We start from the raw sequence: 23213 nt of genomic DNA, 5'->3' as shown, positions 1-23213 counted from the left end.
CCCCCCCCCTCAAACACGCTCGTGTCCATCCGGGGGGCGGCGGGGGCCCCGGCGCCGCCCCCGTCCTAATCTCTTGTGCCCGCGGGGGGGGGGGAGCCCACCCCCCCCCCCCTGGCACCGGCCGGGCAAGGCGCGGGGGGGTTGGGGGGTCCGGGGGGGGGGGGGCCGCGGGGGGGTTTCCCCGCGGGGCGCCCACCGCCTGTGGCGTCTCGCAGCCGACCCTGTCGGTCCAGCTGCGCAAACTCGAGGAGGAACTCGGCGTCGTCCTGATCGACCGCGCCGCGTCCCGCCCGGTATTGACCCCAACCGGTCAACGGGTGGTGGAGCGGGCCAGGACGGTACTGGCCGAGGCCGAGGCGATACGGGTGATCGCCAAGGAAGCGGCAGGTGCGACCACCGAGTTGCGACTGGGGGTTTTCCCCACCCTCGGTCCGTATCTGCTGCCCCACGTGCTACCCAACGTCGGGGAGCGTTTCCCGAATCTCCGGCTACTGCTGACCGAGGAGAGAACCCACCAGCTGGTGACGATGCTGCACTCGGGCGGGCTGGACGCCGCGCTGATCGCCGTGCCCGTCGATGACCCCCACATGGAGGTGCGCCCCCTCTTCCGTGAGGAGTTCGTCCTGGCCACCCCCACCGGACATCCACTGGCCGACGGGCCGGCTGCGGGGCTCAAGGACACACCCCCCACACCACCGGCCCGCGTGGCCGAGCACGAGTTGCTGGTCCTGGACGAGGGACACTGCCTGGGGGGGCAGGTGCAGTGGTGGGCCGCCGAGCACCGGGTCCGACTGCGGAAGGACTACCGCGCCACGAGCCTCGAGACCATGCGTCACATGATCGCGTCCGGCGGCGGCCTCAGCCTGCTGCCGGCCATGACGGTCCTGCCCCCCGTCCCGCCGACCCCCGGCCTGGTGCTGCGCAGGCCTTGACCAGATCCTTCTTGCGGTCGGTGATGGTCAGGTTGCCCTCGGCGTCGAACTCTCCCAGGTCACCGGTGTGGTACCAGCCGAGCCGGGACATCGCACTGGTGTGGCTCCGTACATCACCCCGCGCGGCGACCCTGGAGGCCTTGGCGCACGCCCTGATCCCCTCCGTCGCCCTGGTCCAGGAACTGTGAGCGGCCCCACCCGGACGCCACCGGGTGTGGTTCCGCCACGGTCGCCCCATCTGCTGGTGAGCTCTCAGCCGATGACCCTCCCCGACAGGTCCTGCCGAACCTCCTCCGGGAGCTCGACGGGTTTTCCCGTCCCGTCCGCGGCGACCAGGACGGTGCGGCCGCGGGCGAAGGTGGTTCCGTCGTCGGGGTTGAAGATCTCGGCTGCGAGAACCACGGAGGTTCGGCCCAGGGAAGCGGGAGCGGTACGCACCGCGTACGGTGCCAGTCGATGGGTGATCTGGTTGATGTAGTCGACGTCCTGCCGGGCGATCAGCCAGTTCAACCTGGACTCGCTGGTTCCGGAACGCGCCATCGCGGGGCTCCACGATGTGGTGGCGGCAATCCTGGCCTGCATCAGGTAGTCGAGGACCTTGACGTTGTTGACATGACCGTAGGAGTCCAGGTCAGACCAGCGCACCGGGCAGGGTGTCACCGACCCGTTCCTGCCGAGCTCCGGGACGTCGATGTGGCGCAGAGGCTCCACATCGGCCTCGTGATCCGCCAGCCATTCCCGGTCGGTCAGGGCGAGACGGGCCGGTTGCTGGGCATCGAAGTCGAAGGGGCACAGCACCGTCACGGCCCGGACCACCGGGGTCGCGTCCTGGAAGAGCGTGTAGGAAACGTCGAAGCGGGCCCCGCCCAACCGGGCGATCACCACGTCCGCACCGATCCCGGCCTCCGAGTAGCTGATCGGCGCCAGATAGCTGATCCGGTGGCCGACCACCACGACCCCGGAATCGAGCAGTCCGGAACACGGTCCGGCCCTGAAGAACGCGGTTCGCGCCTCCTGGAGGTAGTCGGCGATGACGGCGTTGTTGACGTGTCCCTGGGCGTCGAGGTCGGACCAGCGCAGAGCGATCGTGGTGCGGAACACGTCACTCCTCCGCGTCGTAGAGCGAATCGACGATGTCGCCGTAGCGTTTCGTCACCGCGGCGCGGCGAATCTTCATGTTGGGGGTGACACCGTCGTTGTCCACGGTCAACTCGTGATCGAGGATCGCGAATCGTTTCACGGTCTCCCAACGCTCGAGGCGCGCGTTGGCCTTCGCCATCTGCTTCTCGATCGAGGCCCGGATCTCGGGTCGCTGACTGAGTTCGGCATAGCTGAGGTGCCCGAGCTGGCGTTTCTCGGCCCAGGTCCGGAGCAGGGCCGGGTCGAGCACCAGCAGCGCTGAACAGTACTTGCGTCCGTCACCCACGGCGATGGCCTGCGAGATGTAGGGGATGTTCGCGGTGATCGCGCCCTCCACCTTCTGTGGGGCGACGTACTTGCCACCCGAGGTCTTGAACAGATCCTTCTTGCGGTCGGTGATGGTCAGGTTGCCCTCGGCGTCGAACTCTCCCAGGTCACCGGTGTGGTACCAGCCGTCGCTGAACACCTCCGCGGTGATGTCCGGAAGATTGTGGTACCCGGGGGTGACGATGGGGCCGCGCAGCAGCACCTCCCCGTCCTCGGCGAGTTTCGTCTCGATGCCCGGCATCACCTTGCCGACCGACCCGAAACGCGGCTCGGCCGGGACGTTGAGGAAGGCGATGGCGGAGGTTTCCGTGGATCCGTAACCCTCGACTATCAGCAGGCCCGCGGAGTAGAACCACTCCTGAACCTGGGCGGAAAGTTTCGCCGATCCGGAGATCATGAACTTCATCCGCCCCCCGAGCCTCGCCTTGAGCCTGGAGAACACCAGGGCGTCGGCCAGCCGGTACTTCAACGCCAGGGCACCGGGCATCGGGCGCCCCGCCAGCCGGTAGCCACGTGAATCGCGCCCCACGGCGAAGGCCCAGCGGGAAATCCGACCCTTCACGCCCGTGTTCGCGGTCATGACGGCGGCCCGCACCTTCTCGAAGATGCGGGGCGCACCGCACATGAACGTCGGTTTGACCTCCCCCAGGCCGTCGACGATCCGGTCGATCCGTCCGTCCACCGCGGACGCGAACCCGTAGGCGATCTGGCAGGCGATCAGCGCCTTCCCGAAGACATGACTGAGCGGCAGCCACAGGTACTGCAGGTCGGAGTCGTCGATGATCCTCCAGTGTTTGGTTCCCGCGCCCTCGTAGATCCAGGATGCGTGGTTGAGCCGTACCCCCTTCGGCTGTCCCGTCGTCCCGGACGTGTAGATGAGGGTGGAGAGGGTGTCGCGATCGGTGGATGCGATGGCCTCGTCGACGGCCCCGGGGTTCTGTTTCAACAGTTCCGCGCCGATCAGCTGCAACTGTGTGTAGGAGATGACCCGGTCGTTCAGCTCCACGTGGGCGGCGTCGATGACGACGATGGTGTGGATGCTCTCCTTCAGGACGGGACTGGCCTCCACCTTGGCCAGCTGGGCAGCGTCCTCGACCACCGCGACGCAGGTTCCCGAGTCCTCCAGGATGAACTCCACGTCACCCGCAGCGGTGTTCGGATAGACCGTCGTGGTGGCCCCGGCCGCACAGGCCACGGCCAGGTCGAGCAGGATCCACTCGAGCCGGGTTGTGGAGATGATCCCCACCCTTTGTTCCCGGGCCAGCCCTCGGGCCAGCAGACCGGCAGCCAGCTGATCGACCAAAGCCCTCGACTCAGCCCAGGTGTACCCGGACCAGGTGTTCGGGCCTTCCGGTGCACGGTCAGGGTCCAGAAAGGCCAGACCGTCGGGGGTCTCGGCCACCCGACGGCGGAACATGTCGCCGACCGAACCGGCAAAGCCGAGCAGTTCTTCTTGAAGACTCATCAAACACTCCTAAGGGACACGGCGTTGCGAGCCTAACCGAATTATGGAGGTCTTTACACAACTGGCCACGAAAGGACCATCCCCATGGTTAGGATTGCGAACTGTGACCAAGGTTGAATGGTTAGACGACGATCAGCAGCGGACCTGGCGTGCCTGGCTTCGGGCCACTCATCGCATACAGAGTTACCTCGACGCGGACCTCCGGCTGGCCGGTCTGGATCTGGCGGAATACGAGATACTCGTTACGCTCTCGGAAGCCCCGGGCCAGCAGTTACGAATGAGTGAGCTCGCCCATGCGGTCAGCCAGTCGCGTTCCCGTTTGACGCACACGGTCAAGCGTCTTGAGGCCCGGGGGCATGCGGAACGCGCCAACTGCGCCGACGACGGGCGAGGGGTACTTGCATCGCTGACCGCGGAAGGAATGCGTTTCCTGACCCAGGTCGCCCCCGGACACGTTGCAGCGGTGCGCCGGATCCTGATAGACGCCGTCACACCAGAGGACCTGGCGGCCCTGGGCCGCGCCTGCGACGCCATCCTGGCAGTACCGGACTACGATGAACATCCGTGAACCCAGTCGAGCTGCTTCGTGACCGACTCGGAGACCTGACAAACCTGCTGGACGAATCGCTTCTCACCCGGGGCATCTACTCCTCCGACGCCTCCCTCTACCGCGTGCCTCCCTTGGCCGTTGCCCGCCCCGAGAACCGCGACCAGTTGATCGCTCTCGTGCGAGCTGCCCTGAGCTGTCGCCTCCCCATCACCGTACGTGGAGCGGGAACCTCGTGTGCGGGCAACGCGGTCGGCGCGGGCCTCGTGATAGATGTCGCCAAGCACCTGAACCGCATCCACGTCGTCGACGAACGAACCCGCACCGCCGTGATCGACCCGGGAGTGGTGCAGGAAACCCTCCAGCGAGCGGCCTCCCCACACGGCCTGAGGCTCGGCCCGGACCCGTCCACCTCGTCACGCTGCACCGTCGGCGGGATGATCGGGAACAACGCCTGCGGGCCGCGGGCCCTCGGCTACGGCCGCATGTCCGACAACGTGGCGGAGCTGGAGATCATCGACGGCCACGGCCAGCTGCGGGTCCTGGGCCGCGACGACTTCCCCGAGCTGCGTTCACTGGTGATGGCCAACCTGGGTGTGATCCGCACCGAGTTCGGCCGCTTCTCCCGGCAGGTCTCCGGGTATTCGATGGAACACCTGCTGCCGGAGAAGAAGTTCGACGTGGCGAAGTTCTTCGCCGGCACCGAGGGCACCCTGGGAATCATCACCCGGGCCACGGTGCGTCTGAGCCCCGACCCCTCGCATCGCATCATGGTGACGCTCGGCTACCCGTCGATGGATCGCGCCGGGGACGACATCTCCCGGCTGTTGAAGTTCCGCCCCACCGCTTGCGAGGGCCTGGACCGGCGCATCGTGGACGTGGTGATCCGCAAACGGGGTGCCGATTCCGTCGGCCGGCTGCCCGCGGGCGAGGGCTGGATGTTCGTCGAACTCGCCGGGGAGGATCCCGCGGAGATCCGCGACCGCGCCGAGGCACTCCTCGCCGAGGCCGCGACCCGGGCCGGGTGGATCGTCGAGGACCAGGAGCAGGCTGCATCGCTGTGGAAGCTGCGGGCCGACGGGGCAGGACTGGCCGGGGTGTCGCTGGACAAACCCGCCTACGGGAGCTGGGAGGACGCGGCCGTGCCCCCGGAACACCTGGGCGACTACCTGCGCGACTTCGAGGCCCTCCTGGCCCGGCACGGCCTGCACTCGCTTCCCTACGGGCACTTCGGAGACGGCTGCGTCCACGCCCGCATCGACTTCCCCTTCGAGGCGCCCGACGGCCGGGCCCGGTACCGCGCCTTCATGCTGGAGGCCGCCGAGATGGTGGCCTCCCACGGCGGTTCGATGTCCGGTGAGCACGGCGACGGGCGCGCCCGTTCGGAACTGCTGCCGAGGATGTACTCCCCCGAGGCACTGAAACTGTTCGCCGCGGTCAAGCACCTGTTCGACCCCGGGAACCTGCTCAACCCGGGTGTGCTGGTCGATCCCGAACCCACCGACTCCAACCTGCGGATGGTGGCGGCGACCGTTTCCCCCCTGAACCTGGAGGATCCCGAGTTCGTGGCCCGGGTGCACCAGTGCTCCGGGGTCGGCAAGTGCCTGTCCAACACCACCGCCGCGGGCGGGGTGATGTGCCCGAGCTATCAGGCCACCCGCGACGAGAAGGACTCCACGCGGGGCCGGGCCAGGGCGTTGCAGGAAATGGTCAACGGTTCCCTCATCACGGACGGCTGGCGTTCACGGGAGGTGGCGGAGGCCCTCGATCTGTGCCTGTCCTGCAAGGGCTGTTCCCGTGACTGCCCCACCGGGATCGACATGGCCGCCTACAAGTCGCGCGTCACCCACGAACGCCTCAAGGGGCGGTTGCGGCCCCGCAACCACTACTCCCTGGGTTGGCTGCCGCGCTGGGGGCGTCTCATCACGAAACTCCCCGGCATCGGGCCGCTCATCAACGTCGTCGGTGCCGCCCCCGGGTTGGGGAGCCTGATGAAATGGGCCGCCGGGGTCGACGGGCGGCGGCAGATCCCGCGTTTCGCGTCGCGTTCCGCCCGCCGCCGCACCACGCTGCCGAAGGGTGGGGGCAAGGGGCCCGTCCTGATCTGGGTGGATTCGTTCAGCGACTGCTTCGAGTCGAACTCCTTCGCCGCGGTGGTGCAGGTCCTGGCCCGCCTCGGCTACGAACCCCGTGCGCTGGACGAGAAGGCCTGCTGCGGCCTGACCTGGATATCCACCGGCCAGCTCGACGGCGCCCGCCGCCAGCTCAGGCACGCCGCCGCCGTACTGGCGCCGTTCGTCGAGCAGGGCATCCCCATCGTCGGGGTGGAGCCGAGCTGCACCAGCGTGTGGCGTTCCGATGCGCCCGAGCTGCTGCCCGGGGACACCAACGTGAAGGCGTTGAAGGGCAAGGTCCTGACCCTGGCGGAGTTCCTCACCGGGGATCCCGACTTCCTGCCCCCGGACCTCACCGGTCACACCATCGTCGCCCAGCCCCACTGCCACCACGCCTCCGTGATCGGATGGCAGGCGGACCGGACCCTCTTGAAGGCGACGGGGGCCGAACTGGTGCAGGTGGGCGGCTGCTGCGGGCTGGCCGGGAACTTCGGTGTCGAGATCGGCCACCACGAGGTGAGCGTGAAGGTCTTCGAACACGACCTCGGCCCCGCGGTGGCGGCCAACCCGGAGGCCATGGTCCTGGCCGACGGTTTCAGCTGCCAGACCCAGCTGAAGGGGTTGGCGGGCCGCGAGGCCATGAGCCTGGCCGAGCTGTTGGCAACCCACCCGGCCCGCTCCACCTGACCTGCAGAACCACGAGGAAACCACTGCAGAAACACAATGAGCCAGGTGCAGAACAACAATGCCGCGCATAGTATTGCTTCCATGCGCATCCGGGAACGCAAACCTGAAACCCCTCGCCGATGAGGTGATGCGAACTTTCCCAGCGATGATGCTGTTGGGCGCACGCCAGGTCGGGAAATCCACCCTCACGCATCTGCTCGACCTGCCGCACGCCAGGTACGCGACCCTGGACGATGCCGTCACGTTGAGCAGTGCGCGGGAGGACCCGATTGGATTCGTGGCCTCCCCCGGATCGCAGACCCTGGTGATCGACGAGCTGCAGCGGTATCCGGAGCTTCTGTTGGAGATCAAGGCAGGCATCGACCGGGAGCGTCGCCCGGGCCGATTACGAATCACCGCTCTCCCGGGCCGATTACGCCGAGCTCCTCGTCCGGGGAGGTTTCCTCGAGGTGCAGGAACTCACCGCGCGTTCCCGTCGCCTGTGGTTCAACTCCTACCCCACCCAGGCGGTCCAGCGTGATGTCCGCGACGCAATCGCCACCAACCAGCCCGAACGGCTGTCCACCGTCCTCAGAGTGATCGCCGCCCGCCAGGGATACGAACTCGTGAAATCACACCTGGCATCGGACGCGGATCTTCCGGCTTCCACCGTCAGCCTTTACCTGGACGCGTTGTCCCGTCTCTACCTGAACTATCTGCTGCCCCCTGGACCAACAACTCCCTGAAACGGGTCACCGGGAAACCGAAAGCCGGCATCCGGGACGTTGGGCTCGCCGCACATCTGCTGGGGGCCACGTCCGAACGCCTCGCCGCTCTGGACAGCCCACACGTGGGAGGGCTGCTGGAAAGTTTCGTGGTGACCGAGTTGTTGAAGCAGCAGGGACGGTCGGATTCCGACTTCACGCTGAGCCACTACCGCGACTCGATGGGTGGTGAAATCGACATCATCGCCGAGCTGGCGGACGGGAGCGTCTGGGGATTGGAGGTCAAGACCACCCAGACACCGAGATCGGAACACTTCAAGCATTTGAGGAAGCTCAGGGACCGGACCGGTGACCGTTTCCGCGGGGGCATCGTCCTGAACCTGCATCCCGGGACCGTGAGGATGGGGCCCGGTTTCTGGAGCATGCCCGTTTCCGCTCTCTGGGATCACTGAGAACGCCGGTAACCCAGCCGCCCCCGGGTCACGGCAACGGCGATCACCGCCAGGACGGCCAGCCCCAGCACCGCCGGCCACAGGCTCGTCACCCTCTGACCCGTCGCTTTCTCCCACACGCTCAGCGCCCAGTTGATCGCATTGTGGGCCAGGATCGCGAGAAGGACGGATCCGCGTGCCGTGTTGGTGATCCAGGACAGGACGATCGACGCCACAACCGTTAACGCGAAGAAGGCAAGGAGATCCCCCGCGTCCCGGTGCGGGGTCTCCCATTCCGCGATCAGGAACAGGGGCAGGTGCCAGCCTCCCCAGACGATCCCGAGGATCACAGCGGCTGGAAGCGGTGAGGTGCGTTCCTGCAGTCTGGGCAGCGCGAATCCCCGCCACCCGACCTCCTCCTGGAGTGGCCCGCCGATCAGGTACGCCACCCCCATCACCAGAGGGGCGATGACCAGTGCGGGGCCGGCGAGCTCGGACCCACCCGCCGTTTCGCCCGGCAGAATTGCCAGGACCGCAATCACGGCCGCCGGGATCGCCACCAGGGCCAGCAGATAGGCCACCGGCGGCACCCGCCAACGCACCAGGGATGCCGTCCAGATCTTCAGCGACCCGGTCGTCAGCCGGGTCATCACCAAGGATGCCAGGAAGGGCCCGGCGAACAGGGCGAGTTGATTCAACACGATGTGCGCCGCCACGGGGAGTTCGTAGGGCAACAGCCCCAGGCTTTTCCGCCCCAGCAGGGCGGGCAGCCACAGGATCCAGGAACCCGCGTAGGCGAGTGCGATGTAACCGCTCAGGGGGTGTGACCGCAGCCAATTCTTCATTCCGCATCCTCTCCTCGTTCCGCGTCCTCGGCGACGGTCCTCCAGAAGTCCAGGTTGCTGCGGGTCTGCGTCCGTCCCCAGGCCAGCACCATGCGATGGTGGGGACGGTCCCCACCGAGATCATCGCGTTCCAGGAACTCCAGTCTGGATTCCAGTTCAGCCGCCCGCCGCCTCGCGAGGGGACCGACGATGGCCGGGTCCGCGTCGGCGAAGAACAGTTGCAGGAGCGCGGGATCCCGCGTCTGCGCGGCGTCAGCGGGTCGTTGCAGCCAGCCGCGCAGGGCACGAAGTCCGTCCTCCGTGATCGAGTAGACCCGGCGGCGGCGCCCGCCCTCCTCGGGGGCCACGTCCACCAGCCCTGCCTCCTCCAGTTTCCTGGGTTCGGCGTAGAGCTGCGAGTGCGGGAAGGGCCAGAAGAACCCGACGGAGATCCGCGCGTTGTGTTCCAGCTCGTACGAGGTCATGGGACCCGCGGTCGCGAGCATTCCCAGGACGATGTACGAAACCGGCCGAAGCGAATGGTCCGATTCGGAGGGTTTCATGATGTGAGGGTACACCCCGGCAAGGGCTTTTCCTCGTCAGGCGTCGCGACGGACCCAGACCACTGCGGCGATCACCCAGAATCCCAGCACCCACCCAGCCAGGGCTCCCGCCGATTCCACCAGGGGATGCGCCGGATCGGACGCGAACAGGTCGGTCCCGACGGAACCGGGCAGCCAAGTTGCCAGCCGGGTGTAGGGCCGCAGCACGGGAGCCGCCACGACGAGGAGGACGAGCGCCGTGGTGAGGGAGGCAACCAGCTGCCTGGCCACCAGGCCGATGGCGTATCCGAGCATGCCCATCACGGCAAGATGTGCCACCACCCCCGGAAGGGCCCACTCGCCCTCGGGAACCAACAGACGCACCCCGCCCGCGGCCAGCATCGCCGTCACAGTCAGCGCCACCGCTGCGGTCAGCGCCTTGGCCACCGCCACCGGGAACCGGCGGGGCATGGCTGTACAGGTGGTGGAGACCTGTCTTCCGGAGTACTCCCCCGTCGCCGCCGTCACACCGAGCAGGATGCACCCCATGGCCGTCAACGAGGGCACCAGCAGCAGGGTCTGCGCGGAACCGCTGGTCCCCGACATCAATGCCGCCGACACCCAGGATCCGGTGACCGTGAGCGCCGCAACCAGCCAGATGCCCGGGAGCCCGAGTTTGCGCCACTCCGCCGCGATGACCGCCATCTCAGGCCTCCCTTCTGGCGTGAAGCAGCACGGCCAGGATGATGGCGGCAACGCCCCAGGCGGCGCCCACCAGCATTCCGGCCCCGGGGCTGAGGGGATCCTCGATCGCGATGTCGGTCAGGAACGTGTGGGCCAGCGCAAGGTCCGGTGCGTAGCGGGCCAGAGGGGTCACCTTCGAGAGCAGGAACGAGAAGGACACGGCCGAGGAGTTGATCACCAGCAGCGTCAGGGGCAGGGCTCCACCGCGGACCAGCTCGGCCAGGGCGGCTGCGATCACTGTCATGGTCACCAGGAAGAGCACCACCCCCGCGACCCGGGGCCAGGGGTTCCCCCACGTGGCCTCCACCCCACCCAGTGCCCAGTGCGCGACCGCCAGGGTGCCCGCGGTGGCTGCCACGGCCAGGACCGTGGCGATTCCCAGGAGTACGGCGAGTTTCGCGACCATCCGTCTGGCTCCCCCGGGTGTGGCAACCATGCTGGTGGTGAGTTGCCTGCCCCGCCCGACGGCCTGGGCGTTGCGGACGTGCTCGCTGGAGACGGACAGCACACCGAGCACCACGAAACCTACCTGCGCCACGGTGAGCGCTGTGAATCCGGAGTCGGTCGTGGAGGTGTCGTACAGCGCTCCGAGCTGGCCGGTTTCCACCGCGCGCCTGGTCTGGGAGCTCGCCAGCCATGCCAGGAGCATCGGGACCGCCAGGGCCAGCAAACCGGCCAGCCAGATGCCGGGAAGGGTGCACAGTTTCAGCGCCTCGGCGCGCATCGCCCGCCTCATGCGCGCGCCTCCACGTGCGCGAAGAACGCTTCCTCCAGGCTGGGATGACCCGCCATGACGTCGGCCACCCCACCCCGGGCCTTGATCCGGCCGCCGTTGATGATCACGACGTCGTCGACGATCTCCGCCAGTTCACCGATCAGGTGGCTGGAGAGCAGAACCGTACCCCCCGCATCGGCGTGCGCCCGGAGCAGCCGGCGGATCCACCTGACCCCCTGCGGGTCGAGACCGTTGACCGGTTCGTCGAGAACCAATCGCTCCGGTTTCCCCAGCAGGGCGGTCGCCAATCCGAGGCGCTGTCCCATGCCCAGCGAATAGGTGCCGACCCGCCTATTGGCGTCGGCCGCCAACCCGACCTCCTCCAGGACCTGCTGGATCCGTCTTCCCGGGATGCCGTTGCTGGCCGCCACCCATCCGAGGTGGGCGCGTGCGGTGCGGGACGGGTGGGCGGCGGCCCCGTCGAGCATGGAGCCGACGTGCATCAGCGGATTCTGGAGCTCCCGGTAGGGACGGCCGTCGATGGTGGCGTGCCCGGCCGTGGCCCGGTCGAGGCCGAGCAGGATGCGCAGGCTCGATGACTTGCCGGCCCCGTTCGGTCCGACGAAACCCGTCACCCGCCCGGGCCTCGCCTCGAATCCCACCCCGTCCAGGATCTTCCGGCGGCCACGGACCTTGGAGACATCGTCAAATCTGATCATGGCACCGATCATGCTGCGGCGAACGTCCCCTGCCCGTCGGGCCCAGCACCGATTTCCGGTCCGCGCCTCGACCCCTGGGTTCTCAGCCCGTGGGGTGATGATTCCTCCCCTCTGCGCAACTAGCATCGTCCCATGCACCGTTTCTTCTCCGTCCAGGTATTGGCGGTGCTCGTGCTGCTCATGACCTTGTGCGGCGTCAGCACGGAGCCGGGTCCGAACAGCTTGGCCCAGTTCACGATCATTGTGTCGGCCGCCCTGCTGGTGTGCTGGATCTGGTGGGTGGCGAAGCGGGCCGGGCGGCGTCAGGCCGAGCAGCTGCGATCCCAGCAGATCGCCGCCGCCGTGACGACGGAACGGTTGACGATAGCCCGGGACCTGCACGATCTCGTCTCCCATGGCATCGGCCTGATAACGGTGCGCGCCGCGGTGGCCCGCAACGTCGACGCCGAGGACCCCGAACGCCTGGTGACCGCGCTCTGCGACATCGAACAGGCGAGCCGCGCCACCACCCTGGAGCTGCGCCGGATGCTCCAGGTGTTGCGCTCCGACCGGGACGCGCCCCTGTCCCCCACCAACCCGGGTGATCCTGACTGGAGCGGTCTCCTGGAAGCCGCTGAGCGGGCGGGACTCCACGTGACGATGTCCGATGGCGGGGGCACACCGAACAGCGAGGGGGTGGCGCTGGCCATCCACCGCATCCTTCAGGAGGGGCTGGCGAATGCCGCCAGGCACGCCGGGCCCACCAGCGTCCGCATCGAGCTCACCCGCCGCGGGGAAGTCCTGCACCTGGCCGTGACGGATGCCGGCCCGGCTCCCGGGTGGCGTTCACGTCCCGGGGCGGGCAGTGGCCTGATCGGGCTGCGGGAGCGCGTCACCGCACTGGGCGGGAACCTCCGGCACCACCGGTCCCCCGGTGGTTTCCGGCTCGAGGCAGAGTTACCGGATCCGGAGCCCGCCCGTGCCTGAGATCCGCGTCCTGATAGCCGACGACCAGCAGTTGCTGCGCCAGTCGCTGGCGCATCTGCTGGACTCCCAGCCGGGCTTCCGGGTCGTGGCGGAGGCCGCCACCGGCGTGGAGGCCGTCTCGCTGGCCCGCGAGCTGGTGCCGGAGGTCGTGTTGATGGACATCCGCATGCCGCAGCTCGACGGGATCGCGGCCACCCGTTCCATCGTCCGCGACCCGCGACTGTCCGAGGTCCGGGTGCTGGTGCTGACCATGTTCGACCTGGACGAGTACGTCTTCGGGGCCCTGCGCGCGGGAGCCTCCGGTTTCCTGTTGAAGGACGCGACCCCGGAGGCCCTGATCAACGCGGTGCGCACCGTCTCGGCCGGGCAGGCCCTCCTGGCGCCCTCCGCCATCACCACCCTGGTGGAGAGTTACCTCCCGGACGCGACTCCCTCCGGGAGGGTGGCGGACCTGACGCCGCGACAGACCGAGATCCTCCGCCTCGTGGCCCGAGGCCTGTCCAACGACCAGATCGAACGGGAACTGCACATCAGCCGCGCCACCTGCAAGACCCACATCTCCGCGCTGCTGAGCCGTCTTCAGGCCCGGGACCGCGCCCAGCTGGTGATCGCGGCCTACGAACACGGGCTGGTGCGTCCCGGAGGCCTGGGGAAACGAACCGGTTGAGCCAGCACGCAAGGCTCACACGAACGGCTGGGTCGAAACCACCGGCAGCCGAACGACAAGCCCAACACCGGCTTCCCGGACACCATCACCATGGTTTCGACACGACCCCCTCGCAGAGCGAGCAGACCGGCTCAACCAGCTTTGGCCGATTCAATGTGCCTTCAATGTGCCAGCAGCGGCGCCAGGAACTCTCCGGTGGCCGACTCCGTCACCTTCGCGACCTCCTCCGGGGTGCCGGTGGCCACCACCCGGCCGCCGCGGGATCCGCCGCCCGGGCCCATGTCGATGATCCAGTCGGCCGACTTGATGACGTCGAGGTTGTGTTCGATCACCACGACCGTGTTTCCCGCGTCGACGAGACGGTGCAGCACCGCGAGAAGTTTGCGGATGTCCTCGAAGTGCAGGCCCGTGGTGGGTTCGTCGAGCACGTAGAGGGTGCGCCCCGTGGAACGTTTCTGCAGCTCGGCGGCGAGTTTCACGCGCTGCGCCTCGCCTCCGGACAGGGTGGTCGCGGGCTGTCCGAGGCGGACGTAGCCGAGCCCCACCTCCTCGAGGGTCTTCAGGTGCCGGGCAATGGCCGGGATGGACTCGAAGAACCGCGTCCCCTCGCTGATGGACATCTGCAGCACATCGGAGATCGACCTGCCCTTGTAGTGCACCTCGAGGGTTTCGCGGTTGTACCGGGCCCCGTGGCAGATCTCGCAGGGAACGTAGACGTCCGGCAGGAAGTTCATCTCGATCTTGATGGTGCCGTCGCCCGAGCAGTTCTCGCAGCGCCCACCCTTGACGTTGAAGGAGAACCGTCCGGGCAGGTAGCCGCGGACCTTGGCCTCCGGGGTGGTGGCGAACAGTCCGCGGATCTTGTCGAAGACCCCCGTGTAGGTGGCAGGGTTGGAGCGCGGGGTGCGGCCGATCGGTGACTGATCCACCTGGATCACCTTGTCCAGGTTCTCCAGGCCCTTCAGTTTCCGGTGCCTGCCGGGCACCGCCTTGGCGCCGTAGATCTGCTTGGCGGCCGCGGTGTAGAGGATCGAGTTGACCAGCGACGACTTCCCCGATCCGGACACCCCGGTCACCGCGACGAGCCTGCCCAGAGGGAAGGAGACGTCCACGTCCTGGAGGTTGTTCTCCGACGCGCCGACGACGGTCACGGATCTGCCGTTGCCGGGGCGCCGCACCGCGGGCACGTCGATGGACAGCTTTCCCGACAGATAGCGGCCCGTCATGGACTCCTCGCTGGTGAGCAGTTCCTCGACGGGTCCGGAGACCACGACCTCACCGCCGTGCTCCCCAGCGCCCGGGCCGATGTCGACCACCCAGTCGGCGGCGCGGACGGTGTCCTCGTCGTGTTCGACGACGATGAGGGTGTTGCCGAGGTCACGCAACCGCACGAGGGTTTCGATCAGCCGCCGGTTGTCGCGCTGGTGCAGCCCGATGCTCGGCTCGTCCAGGACGTAGAGCACACCGACCAGGCCGGACCCGATCTGCGTGGCCAGCCGGATGCGCTGCGCCTCGCCGCCCGACAGCGACCCGGCCGACCGCGACAGCGTCAGGTAGTCCAGGCCGACATCCAGCAGGAAACGCAGCCGCTCCCGGATCTCCTTGACCACGCGCTCCGCGATCCGCGCCTCTCGTTCGTTGAGGGAGAGCGCATCCAGGTATTCGAAGGCCTCCCCGATGGACAGGTCCGCAACCTCCGCGATGTTCCTGCCGGCGACGGTGACGCACAGGGTCTCGGGCCTCAGCCGCGTGCCACCGCAGGAATGGCAGTTGATCTCCCGCATGTAACCTCCCCAGCGTTCGCGCGCCGAGTCGGTCTCGGACTCGGCGTAGCGGCGCCGGACGAACGGCAGGATGCCCTCGTATTTCTGCGAGAAGGACCGGGTCCGCCCGAACCGGTTGCGGAAACTCACCACCACGGCCCCGGGAACCCCGTTGAGCAGCACCTTCCGATGCTTGGCCGCCAGGTTCTGCCAAGGGGTGCGCATGTCGAAACCGGATTCGAGGGACAGGGCCTCCAGGACGTGTTCGAAGTGCCCCTTCAGATGCGGGGTATTCCAGGGGGCGATTGCCCCGTCGGCCAGGCTCAGGGTCTCGTCGGGGATGATGAGTTCCGGATCGGGTTCCAGCATCGTCCCGAGCCCGGAACACTCGGGGCAGGCCCCCCACGGCCCGTTGAAGGAGAACTGCCTGGGTTCCAGTTCGTCGATGGCGACGTCGTGCTCGTTGGGGCAGCCGAGTTTCTCCGAGAAACGTTTCTCGCGTTCGGGATCGTCCGCGGGAAGGCCCACGAACTCCACTCCGACCACCCCGTGGGCCAGCTGGAGGGCGGCCTCCACGGATTCGGTGATCCGCTGCTTGGCGGAGGCCTTCACCACCACCCGGTCCACCACCACGTCCACGTCGTGCTTGCGTTTCTTGTCGAGCACCGGGGGTTCGGTGAGAGGGTGGAGCCGCCCGTCGACCCGCACCCGGGCGTAGCCGTCGGCGACGAGCTGCCGGAAGGTTTCCTGGAACTCGCCCTTGCGGCCGCGCACGATGGGCGCGAGCACCTGGAAACGCGTGCCCTCGGCCAGACCCATCAGCCGGTCGACGATCTGCTGCGGGCTCTGCCTGCCGATGACAGCGCCACACACCGGGCAGTGCGGGATGCCGATGCGGGCGAACAGGAGACGCAGGTAGTCGTAGACCTCCGTGATGGTGCCGACCGTGGAGCGCGGGTTCCGGGAGGTGGACTTCTGGTCGATGGAAACCGCGGGCGAAAGCCCTTCGATGAAGTCGCAGTCCGGCTTGTCCATCTGCCCCAGGAACTGGCGGGCGTAGGCGGACAGGGACTCGACGTAGCGTCGTTGTCCCTCGGCGAAGATGGTGTCGAAGGCCAACGAGGATTTGCCCGACCCGCTCAGTCCCGTGAAAACGATCAGGGAGTCCCTGGGCAGGTCCAGGGAGACGTTCTTCAGGTTGTGGACGCGGGCGCCTCGCACGAGGATGCCACATTGAGCAGGTCGAGCATTCACGGTCACACATGCTATGCCGCCCGGCGCATCGATGCTGCGTGGGCAGGACGGGGCGGGTCCCGATCGGTTCCGCACCCGGAAGCCGGCGGGCGGGTGCCCGTGACGGACCGACGCGTGGCGGCGAGACCTGTGTGGCGACGGTGTGGGCGTACCGACCCGGGAGAGCACGGCGAAGTGCGTTTGTCCGGGGGTGACGTGCTCGGAAACGCATCCGGGGCGGCCAAAGTCAGCAGCGCCTGTCCGTGGGACCTCTCACTTTTGATAGGTTTGTCGGCATGCCGAGCGCCCCTGGCAAGCATTTCGACTCACATCTGCACGCTGTGCGGGAGCAGACCCACATGCTCCTGGGACGTACGATCGCCTACTCCCCTGAGGACTGGGCCGCGTCGACCCGTTTACCGGGCTGGACCCGCAGCCATGTCGCCGCCCACCTGATCAAGGGCGCCCGCAGCCTGGCGCAGGTGTGCCGGGGACTTCTCGGGGAGGGTGACGACGTCGACGGTTATGACTCCACGCTGGGGGACGACTGCGAGTTGTTGGCCATCTCCGATGGTCTTCATCTCCAGATCGAGCTCGACACGAGCGCAGGTGAGCTGGATCAGCTTCTCGTCCAGCTGTCGGGCCGAAAGGGCGACGTGTCACTGCGCCCGGGGATGCGGATCGCCGTCGAGGATCTTCCCCTGGTGCGGTTGCGCGAGTTGGTGCTGCACTGCTTCGACCTGGAACCGACTGCATCAGGACTCGATGTGGACGATGATGTCGCGATCCCGGTGCTTACTTTCGAGACCTCCCATCTCGCAAGTGGGAACGATGCCTTGGAGCTGGTCACCCTGGGAGGACATGTGCTGCGCACCGGGACGCAACCACCACGGCGGCGCGCGGCCGGCCCGGCCTCCTCCCTGCTCCTGTGGATGGCCCGGGGAATCGAATCCGACGACCTGGAGCAAGACAAAATTTGACAACCCTCTCGCCAACCCTTTTGATACGTCTTCAGTGAGATCTGCGGCCCAGCGGGGAGGAGCGGCCGTCAGCATCAAGGACTCTTCCATCGAAGGACAGTGATGACGCAACCGCCGAACCAGCCGTACAACCCCAACCAGCCCTACAACCAAGGACAGGGATACGACCCCAGCCAGGGGCAGGGATACAACTCGGGGCAGGGTCAGCCCTACAACCAAGGACAGGGATACGACCCCAGCCAGGGGCAGGGATACAACTCGGGGCAGGGTCAGCCCTACAACCAGGGACAGGGATACGACCCCAGCCAGGGGCAGGGTCAGCCCTACGACCCTGCCCAGGCCCAGCAGCAGTACATGGCCCAGCAGCAACAGGCGGCCCAGCAGTATGCCGCTCAACAGCAGTACGAGGCCCAGCAGCAGTACGTCACAGCCCAGCAGGCGACGCCGAAGAAGCGCTTCGGGGTGCGTCAGATCATCAGTCTCGTCACCGTCGTTGTTGTCCTCGGCGCCGGCGGCTGGTTCCTGTGGCAGAACTTCAAGACCAACGAGAACCTTCAGGTCGGCAACTGTCTGATCATCACCGGGACCACGACCGACGCCCAGGAGGAGAAGGTCGACTGCTCCGACAAATCGAAGTTCTCCTACGAGGTGAGCCAGGTCGTCTCCGACACCAAGTCCTGCCCGGCCAACACCTCGTCCTACGAGATCAGCAGCAAATCCCGCTACGGCAGCACCCGCACGGTGAAAGCCGTCTGCCTGATCCCGAACCTGCACCAGGACGTCTGCTACAAAGATTCGTCCAGCAGCACCGCGGCCTTCGATGTCGCGGAGTGCGGCTCGGCGAGGTTCAAGGTCACCAAACGCGTCGAGCAGGCGAACGCGTCCTGCGAAACCGGCGAGGAAGACCTCACCTACACCACCCCTGCCCGCACCTACTGCTTCGGGGAACCCAAGTGAGCCATGACGCACAACCGGTTCCCCAGTGACCGGTTGAGGCGACACAGCTAACCGCGGACGCGTATGCCGGGTCGGCCAGTGGCCGACCCGGCATACGTTTCTGTTTCCGCACTCCGTTGCAGCAATTCTTCCAGCGCCACCGAACCTCCCGCGGTGGCGAATGACTGCGCCCAGGCGAGCATCAAGGTCACCAAAAGCGCCGACCAGGCGAACGCGTCCTGCGAAACCGGCGAGGAAGACCTCACCTACACCACCCCGCCCGCACCTACTGCATCGCAACCCCGATGTGTTCCATGGCGCATAATCGGTTCCCATGAGACCGATTGACGAGCTTCGCCGCCAGGTGGCGCCTTTCCGGGTGCAGGCCGATTTCTCCCCCTCGGGGGACCAGCCGGCCGCGATCTCGGAACTGGAGCGCCGCATCCGTTCCGGCGAGAGGGATGTGGTGCTCCTGGGCGCCACGGGGACGGGCAAGACCGCCACGGTGGCCTGGCTGGCGGAACGACTGCAGCGTCCCGTCCTGGTGATGCAGCCGAACAAGACCCTCGCCGCGCAGTTCGCGAACGAGCTGCGCCAGTTCTTCCCGGACAACGCCGTCGAGTACTTCGTCTCCTACTACGACTACTACCAGCCCGAGGCCTACGTCCCGCAGACGGACACCTACATCGAGAAGGACTCCTCCTTGAACGAGGAGGTGGAACGCCTCAGGCACTCAGCGACGAGCTCGCTGCTGACCCGCCGAGACTGCATCGTGGTGGCCACCGTGTCCGCGATCTACGGGCTGGGCACCCCCCAGGAGTACCTCGACCAGCGCCTGACCCTGCGGGTCGGTGAGGAGTACGAACGCTCCACGCTGCTGCGGCACCTCGTCGACATCCAGTACAACCGAAACGACCTCTCCTCGGAACGGGGCAATTTCCGGGTGCGCGGGGACGTGCTGGAGATCTTCCCCATGTACGAGGAGAACGCGGTGCGTGTCGAGTTCTTCGGCGACGAGATCGAACGCATCTCCACCCTCGTACCGCTGACCGGCGAGGTGCTGCGCGAGGAGAACGAGATCTACGTCTTCCCCGCCACCCACTACTCCGCCGGACCGGAACGGATGGAACGCGCCATCGCCGGGATCGAGGCGGAGCTGGCGATCCGGCTGCAGGACCTGGAGGCCCGGAACAAGCTCCTGGAGGCGCAGCGGCTGCGGATGCGCACCAGCTACGACATCGAGATGATGCGCCAGATCGGCACCTGCTCCGGAATCGAGAACTACTCCCGTCACATCGACGGCCGGGCCGCGGGATCCGCACCTGCCTGCCTGCTGGACTACTTCCCCGAGGACTTCCTCCTGGTGGTGGACGAGTCCCATGTCACGATCCCGCAGATCGGTGGCATGTACGAGGGCGACGCCTCCCGGAAACGCACCCTCGTGGAGCACGGTTTCCGCCTGCCGAGCGCCCTGGACAACCGGCCCCTGAAGTTCGACGAATTCTGCCAGCGCATCGGGCAGACCGTCTACCTCTCCGCCACTCCCGGTCCCTACGAGCTGGAGCGGAGCGACGGTTTCGTCGAGCAGATCATCCGCCCCACCGGCCTGGTGGATCCGGAGATCGTCCTCAAACCGACCAAGGGCCAGATCGACGATCTCATCGGGGAGATCCGGACCCGGGCCGAGAACAACGAGCGGGTGCTGGTGACCACCCTGACCAAGAAGATGGCGGAGGACCTGACCGATTACCTGATGGCCGCCGGCATCCGGACCCGCTACCTGCACTCCGACATCGACACCCTCAAAAGGGTCGAGCTGCTGCGCGAGCTGCGGCTGGGTGATTACGACGTACTGGTGGGCATCAACCTGCTGCGGGAGGGTCTGGACCTGCCGGAGGTTTCACTGGTGGCCATCCTCGATGCCGACAAGGAAGGTTTCCTCCGTTCGGAACGTTCCCTGATCCAGACCATCGGCCGTGCCGCACGCAACGTCGCCGGACAGGTGCACATGTACGCCGACACCATCACCCCGTCGATGGAGGCCGCCATCGACGAGACCAACCGGCGGCGCGCCCGCCAGCTCGCCTACAACACCGAGCACGGTATCGACCCGCAGCCGTTGCGGAAGAAGATCGCCGACATCACGGACATGCTGAACAGGGAGGACGCCGACACAGAGTCCCTCCTTGATGGCCGCCGGGAGCGGGGCCTGAAGGCCGATCAGCTTCCCGAGCAGGAGCTGGCGAAGCTGATCGACGACCTCACCGCCCAGATGCACCAGGCCGCCGCCGATCTCCAGTTCGAGCTGGCGGCCCGCCACCGCGACGAGATCGCCGACCTGAAGAAGGAACTCCGGCAGATGATCGAGGCCAACAAATAACCCCGCCCCTTGACGCGGACGCTCGTCCACCCGGCATTCACGCCGCCCGCAACATACTTTCCCGGGGCCGACAGGAAGTTCCGCGCCTCACCTTGAGAGGCTCCACCACAGCTCACCGACCCGCCGCATGGTCTCCCGAACCGGGCCGGAGCTGTCGATGACATGCGTGGCCACCGCCAGTCGTTCCTCGCGGCTGGCCTGAGCGGCCACTCGTTGCTCTGCCTCGGTTTCCGTCAGGCCGTCGCGGCGCGTCAGTCTGCGCAGCTGCTCCTCGGCCGTGGTGTCCACCACGACCACTGCGTCAAAATTGTCCTGTTGCCCGGTTTCCACCAGCAATGGAATGACGTGCACCACCACCGCCCCCGCGGGAGCAGCGGCCTCGATCTCGGCAGCCCGTTCCCGCACGCGGGGATGGATGATGGCGTTCAGATCGGCTCGCGCCTGAGGGTCGGCGAAGACGATGCGGGCCAGCGCGCGACGATCCAGGCTCCCATCGGTGGCCAGCACCGATTCCCCGAAACGAGTGACCACCGCCTTCAACCCCTCGGTCCCCAGGGCCACCACGTCCCGGGCCAGAACGTCGGCGTCGATGATGACGGCGCCCAGCCGTTCCAGTTCCCGGGCCACCGTTGACTTGCCCGACGCGATCCCGCCCGTCAATCCGATCCGCACGGGACCACAGGGTATTACGGAACCTCGAGGAAGGTCAGTTCGGAGGCGTCTCCCGAGATCAGCGGCCCCAGTTTGTCGTTGAACACCGTGTTCTCGGGATCTGCCAGGTGTCCCTTGAAGGCGTCCTCGTCCCGGTAGCACTCGATGATCACGAACTGATTCGGGTTGTCGCGTTCCGTGTACACCTCGAAGCGCACCGTTCCCGGTGAGGCGTTCACGTGCTCGGCGTAGGCCCCGATCAGACCTGCCACGACTTCTCGCGCCCCATCCCGGCACTCGAACCGGGCAATCAGATTCACCGCCATGCCCCTTCTCCTTCCTTCCTCATCGAAGTTTCAGGCCGCTGTTTCCCAAGGGTACCCCCGAGACTTCCCTGCCTCTATCTGTATGCTGTGTCCTGTAGCGGGAGAACCGATCCAGATCGGTGCCGAAGGAGCAACCGCCCCGGAAACTCTCAGGCCCCAGGACCGCGACGACTTCCACACTCTGGAGAGAGACCCCGCCGGGGTCCGCCGAAGGATGAAACGATCTCAGGCAGCAGTGACAGAGGGGGCTCCGGGTGGGCCGCACCACCCAGCAACGTCGCACGTCGGCAGGAAGGGGTCCTCATGTCACTGTCAACCACCGTGTTGCACGAGCTGCACAAGGAATTGGGCGGCCGTCTGGTGGATTTCGCGGGGTGGGAGCTGCCCGTGCAGTTCGCCGGGATCATCGCGGAACACAACCACACCCGGCAGTCCGCATCGCTTTTCGACGTCAGCCACATGGGTCAGGTTCTGGTCCGTCCCGAGTCCGGAAACCTGGCCGATGCCGCGGCGGCCCTCGAAACGCTGATCCCGGCCAGCGTCGCCGGGTTGGCCGAGGGACGCCAGCGTTACGGATTGTTCACCGACGAGAACGGCGGGGTCCTGGACGACCTCATGTTCGCCCACCACGGTGATCGATACTTCCTGGTGGTCAACGCGGCCCGCTCCGATCACGACCTCGGGTTGCTGCGCACCCTCGAGGGGATCACGGTCGAACACCTCACGGATCGTTCGCTGCTGGCCCTGCAGGGCCCCCGGGCCGAGGAGGCCCTGGCCGGGCTGGTCCCGGCAGCAGCCGGATTGAAGTTCATGGATTCCCGGATCCTCGACTGGGAGGGTGTCCCGGTCTGGGTCTCGCGTTCCGGATACACCGGCGAGGACGGCTTCGAGATCTCCGTCCCCAGCGCCGATGCCGAACGCCTGGCCCGCGCCCTCCTGGGGTTCGACTGGGTGCTTCCGGCAGGGCTCGGTGCCCGGGACTCGTTGCGTCTCGAAGCGGGAATGCCCCTGTACGGGCACGATCTCAGCCCGCAGATCACACCGGTCGAGGCCGACCTGGGCTGGGCCATCCCGAAGGTGCGGCGCCTGGGGGGCTCCCGTGAGGGTGGTTTTCCCGGGGCCGATGTGATCCTGAACCAGCTTGCCGCGGGGGTTTCCCGTAAACGGGTCGGCCTGCGTGCCGAGGGCCGCGCCCCCGTGCGGGAGGGAGCGAAGCTGTTCCTGTCCGCCGAGGACACCGACCCGGTGGCCGAGGTCACATCCGGAGGTTTCGGGGCCACCGTGGGCGGTCCCGTCGCCATGGCGATGCTGCCCACCGGTGTCCAACCCGGAACCACCGTCCACGCCGAGGTGCGCGGCAAACGTCTTCCGTTGACGGTCACTGCACTACCGTTCATCACACCGTCCTACAAGCGCTGAG

General features: G+C 67.2%; 21 protein-coding genes, 1 pseudogene and 1 riboswitch. Of the genes and pseudogenes, 12 read left to right on the top strand and 10 right to left on the bottom strand.

Features of this window, described 5'->3' with window-relative positions:
• Window positions 1–68: 68 nt before the first annotated feature.
• Entirely contained in the window at window positions 69–932 is an 864-nt protein-coding gene (locus E0E39_RS05590; RefSeq protein ID WP_342770213.1) for a LysR substrate-binding domain-containing protein, read from the top strand.
• Window positions 929–1120: a hypothetical protein gene (locus tag E0E39_RS16565; RefSeq protein WP_281275621.1), complete on the top strand. Its 192-nt coding sequence runs from the start codon at window positions 929–931 to the stop codon at window positions 1118–1120. The genes E0E39_RS05590 and E0E39_RS16565 overlap by 4 nt, the downstream gene beginning before the upstream one ends.
• A gap of 64 nt (window positions 1121–1184) precedes the next feature.
• Here the strand turns inward: E0E39_RS16565 and E0E39_RS05580 are convergent, their stop codons facing one another.
• Window positions 1185–2033, bottom strand: coding sequence for an acyl-CoA thioesterase (locus E0E39_RS05580; RefSeq protein WP_130873845.1), 849 nt, complete (start codon window positions 2031–2033; stop codon window positions 1185–1187).
• 1 nt (window position 2034) lies between these two features.
• A complete protein-coding gene (locus E0E39_RS05575; protein ID WP_130873844.1) occupies window positions 2035–3864 on the bottom strand; it encodes an AMP-dependent synthetase/ligase in 1830 nt (609 codons plus the stop codon).
• A 103-nt stretch (window positions 3865–3967) separates the two neighbouring features.
• Between E0E39_RS05575 and E0E39_RS05570 the strand changes: the two genes are divergently transcribed.
• From E0E39_RS05570 to E0E39_RS05555, 4 genes and pseudogenes are all read left to right on the top strand, one after another.
• Window positions 3968–4432 (top strand): MarR family winged helix-turn-helix transcriptional regulator, encoded by a 465-nt coding sequence (locus E0E39_RS05570; RefSeq protein ID WP_130873843.1) that lies wholly within the window; start codon window positions 3968–3970, stop codon window positions 4430–4432.
• Entirely contained in the window at window positions 4429–7212 is a 2784-nt protein-coding gene (locus tag E0E39_RS05565; protein WP_130873842.1) for an FAD-binding and (Fe-S)-binding domain-containing protein, read from the top strand. Before E0E39_RS05570 ends, E0E39_RS05565 begins: the two co-directional genes overlap by 4 nt.
• Before the next feature lie 58 nt (window positions 7213–7270).
• Complete coding sequence (locus tag E0E39_RS16760) at window positions 7271–7732, top strand: AAA family ATPase (RefSeq protein ID WP_130873841.1); 462 nt, start codon at window positions 7271–7273, stop codon at window positions 7730–7732.
• Window positions 7662–8368: pseudogene (locus E0E39_RS05555) on the top strand (ATP-binding protein). The gene E0E39_RS16760 and the pseudogene E0E39_RS05555 overlap by 71 nt, the downstream one beginning before the upstream one ends.
• Here the strand turns inward: E0E39_RS05555 and E0E39_RS05550 are convergent.
• From E0E39_RS05550 to E0E39_RS05530, 5 genes are read right to left on the bottom strand one after another with little or no spacing between them, the layout of a single operon-like run.
• On the bottom strand, window positions 8362–9192 hold the full coding sequence (locus E0E39_RS05550) for a CPBP family intramembrane glutamic endopeptidase (RefSeq protein WP_130873839.1): 831 nt from the start codon (window positions 9190–9192) through the stop codon (window positions 8362–8364). The pseudogene E0E39_RS05555 and the gene E0E39_RS05550 sit on opposite strands and share 7 nt — an antisense overlap.
• Window positions 9189–9734, bottom strand: a complete 546-nt coding sequence (locus E0E39_RS05545) for a PadR family transcriptional regulator (protein ID WP_130873838.1) — start codon at window positions 9732–9734, stop codon at window positions 9189–9191. Before E0E39_RS05545 ends, E0E39_RS05550 begins: the two co-directional genes overlap by 4 nt.
• A 36-nt stretch (window positions 9735–9770) precedes the next feature.
• A complete protein-coding gene (locus E0E39_RS05540) occupies window positions 9771–10418 on the bottom strand; it encodes a hypothetical protein (protein ID WP_130873837.1) in 648 nt (215 codons plus the stop codon).
• Between the two features lies 1 nt (window position 10419).
• A complete protein-coding gene (locus E0E39_RS05535) occupies window positions 10420–11193 on the bottom strand; it encodes a hypothetical protein (protein ID WP_130873836.1) in 774 nt (257 codons plus the stop codon).
• Window positions 11190–11891, bottom strand: a complete 702-nt coding sequence (locus tag E0E39_RS05530) for an ABC transporter ATP-binding protein (protein WP_245988210.1) — start codon at window positions 11889–11891, stop codon at window positions 11190–11192. Before E0E39_RS05530 ends, E0E39_RS05535 begins: the two co-directional genes overlap by 4 nt.
• 132 nt (window positions 11892–12023) lie before the next feature.
• Between E0E39_RS05530 and E0E39_RS05525 the strand changes: the two genes are divergently transcribed.
• Window positions 12024–12857, top strand: a complete 834-nt coding sequence (locus E0E39_RS05525; protein ID WP_130873834.1) for a sensor histidine kinase — start codon at window positions 12024–12026, stop codon at window positions 12855–12857.
• A complete protein-coding gene (locus tag E0E39_RS05520) occupies window positions 12850–13524 on the top strand; it encodes a response regulator (RefSeq protein ID WP_207302430.1) in 675 nt (224 codons plus the stop codon). Before E0E39_RS05525 ends, E0E39_RS05520 begins: the two co-directional genes overlap by 8 nt.
• 161 nt (window positions 13525–13685) lie before the next feature.
• Here the strand turns inward: E0E39_RS05520 and uvrA are convergent, their stop codons facing one another.
• Window positions 13686–16514, bottom strand: coding sequence for an excinuclease ABC subunit UvrA (gene uvrA, locus E0E39_RS05515; protein ID WP_342770211.1), 2829 nt, complete (start codon window positions 16512–16514; stop codon window positions 13686–13688).
• A 302-nt stretch (window positions 16515–16816) separates the two neighbouring features.
• Between uvrA and E0E39_RS05510 the strand changes: the two genes are divergently transcribed.
• The 3 genes from E0E39_RS05510 (at window position 16817) to uvrB (ending at window position 20816) form a co-directional block, all read left to right on the top strand.
• The gene (locus E0E39_RS05510) at window positions 16817–17500 is read left to right on the top strand and encodes a maleylpyruvate isomerase family mycothiol-dependent enzyme (protein WP_130873831.1); all 684 of its coding nucleotides are present in this window, start codon (window positions 16817–16819) and stop codon (window positions 17498–17500) included.
• A gap of 102 nt (window positions 17501–17602) precedes the next feature.
• Window positions 17603–18457: an LppU/SCO3897 family protein gene (locus E0E39_RS05505; RefSeq protein WP_130873830.1), complete on the top strand. Its 855-nt coding sequence runs from the start codon at window positions 17603–17605 to the stop codon at window positions 18455–18457.
• A 313-nt stretch (window positions 18458–18770) separates the two neighbouring features.
• The gene (gene uvrB / locus E0E39_RS05500) at window positions 18771–20816 is read left to right on the top strand and encodes an excinuclease ABC subunit UvrB (protein ID WP_130873829.1); all 2046 of its coding nucleotides are present in this window, start codon (window positions 18771–18773) and stop codon (window positions 20814–20816) included.
• An 87-nt stretch (window positions 20817–20903) separates the two neighbouring features.
• Here uvrB and coaE read toward each other — a convergent pair whose 3' ends face one another.
• A complete protein-coding gene (coaE, locus tag E0E39_RS05495) occupies window positions 20904–21488 on the bottom strand; it encodes a dephospho-CoA kinase (protein WP_130873828.1) in 585 nt (194 codons plus the stop codon).
• Between the two features lie 14 nt (window positions 21489–21502).
• Window positions 21503–21793 (bottom strand): putative quinol monooxygenase, encoded by a 291-nt coding sequence (locus E0E39_RS05490; RefSeq protein ID WP_130873827.1) that lies wholly within the window; start codon window positions 21791–21793, stop codon window positions 21503–21505.
• A gap of 88 nt (window positions 21794–21881) precedes the next feature.
• Window positions 21882–21968: riboswitch (glycine riboswitch) on the top strand.
• A 128-nt stretch (window positions 21969–22096) separates the two neighbouring features.
• On the opposite strand from E0E39_RS05490, the gene gcvT reads away from it, so the two are divergent.
• Window positions 22097–23212 (top strand): glycine cleavage system aminomethyltransferase GcvT, encoded by a 1116-nt coding sequence (gcvT, locus tag E0E39_RS05485; protein ID WP_130873826.1) that lies wholly within the window; start codon window positions 22097–22099, stop codon window positions 23210–23212.
• Window position 23213 lies beyond the last annotated feature (1 nt).

This window comes from [Pseudopropionibacterium] massiliense, assembly GCF_900607225.1.
In the GTDB taxonomy this organism is placed as follows: Bacteria; Actinomycetota; Actinomycetes; order Propionibacteriales; family Propionibacteriaceae; genus Arachnia; species Arachnia massiliensis.
This window is presented reverse-complemented; position numbering and strand designations above follow the sequence as displayed.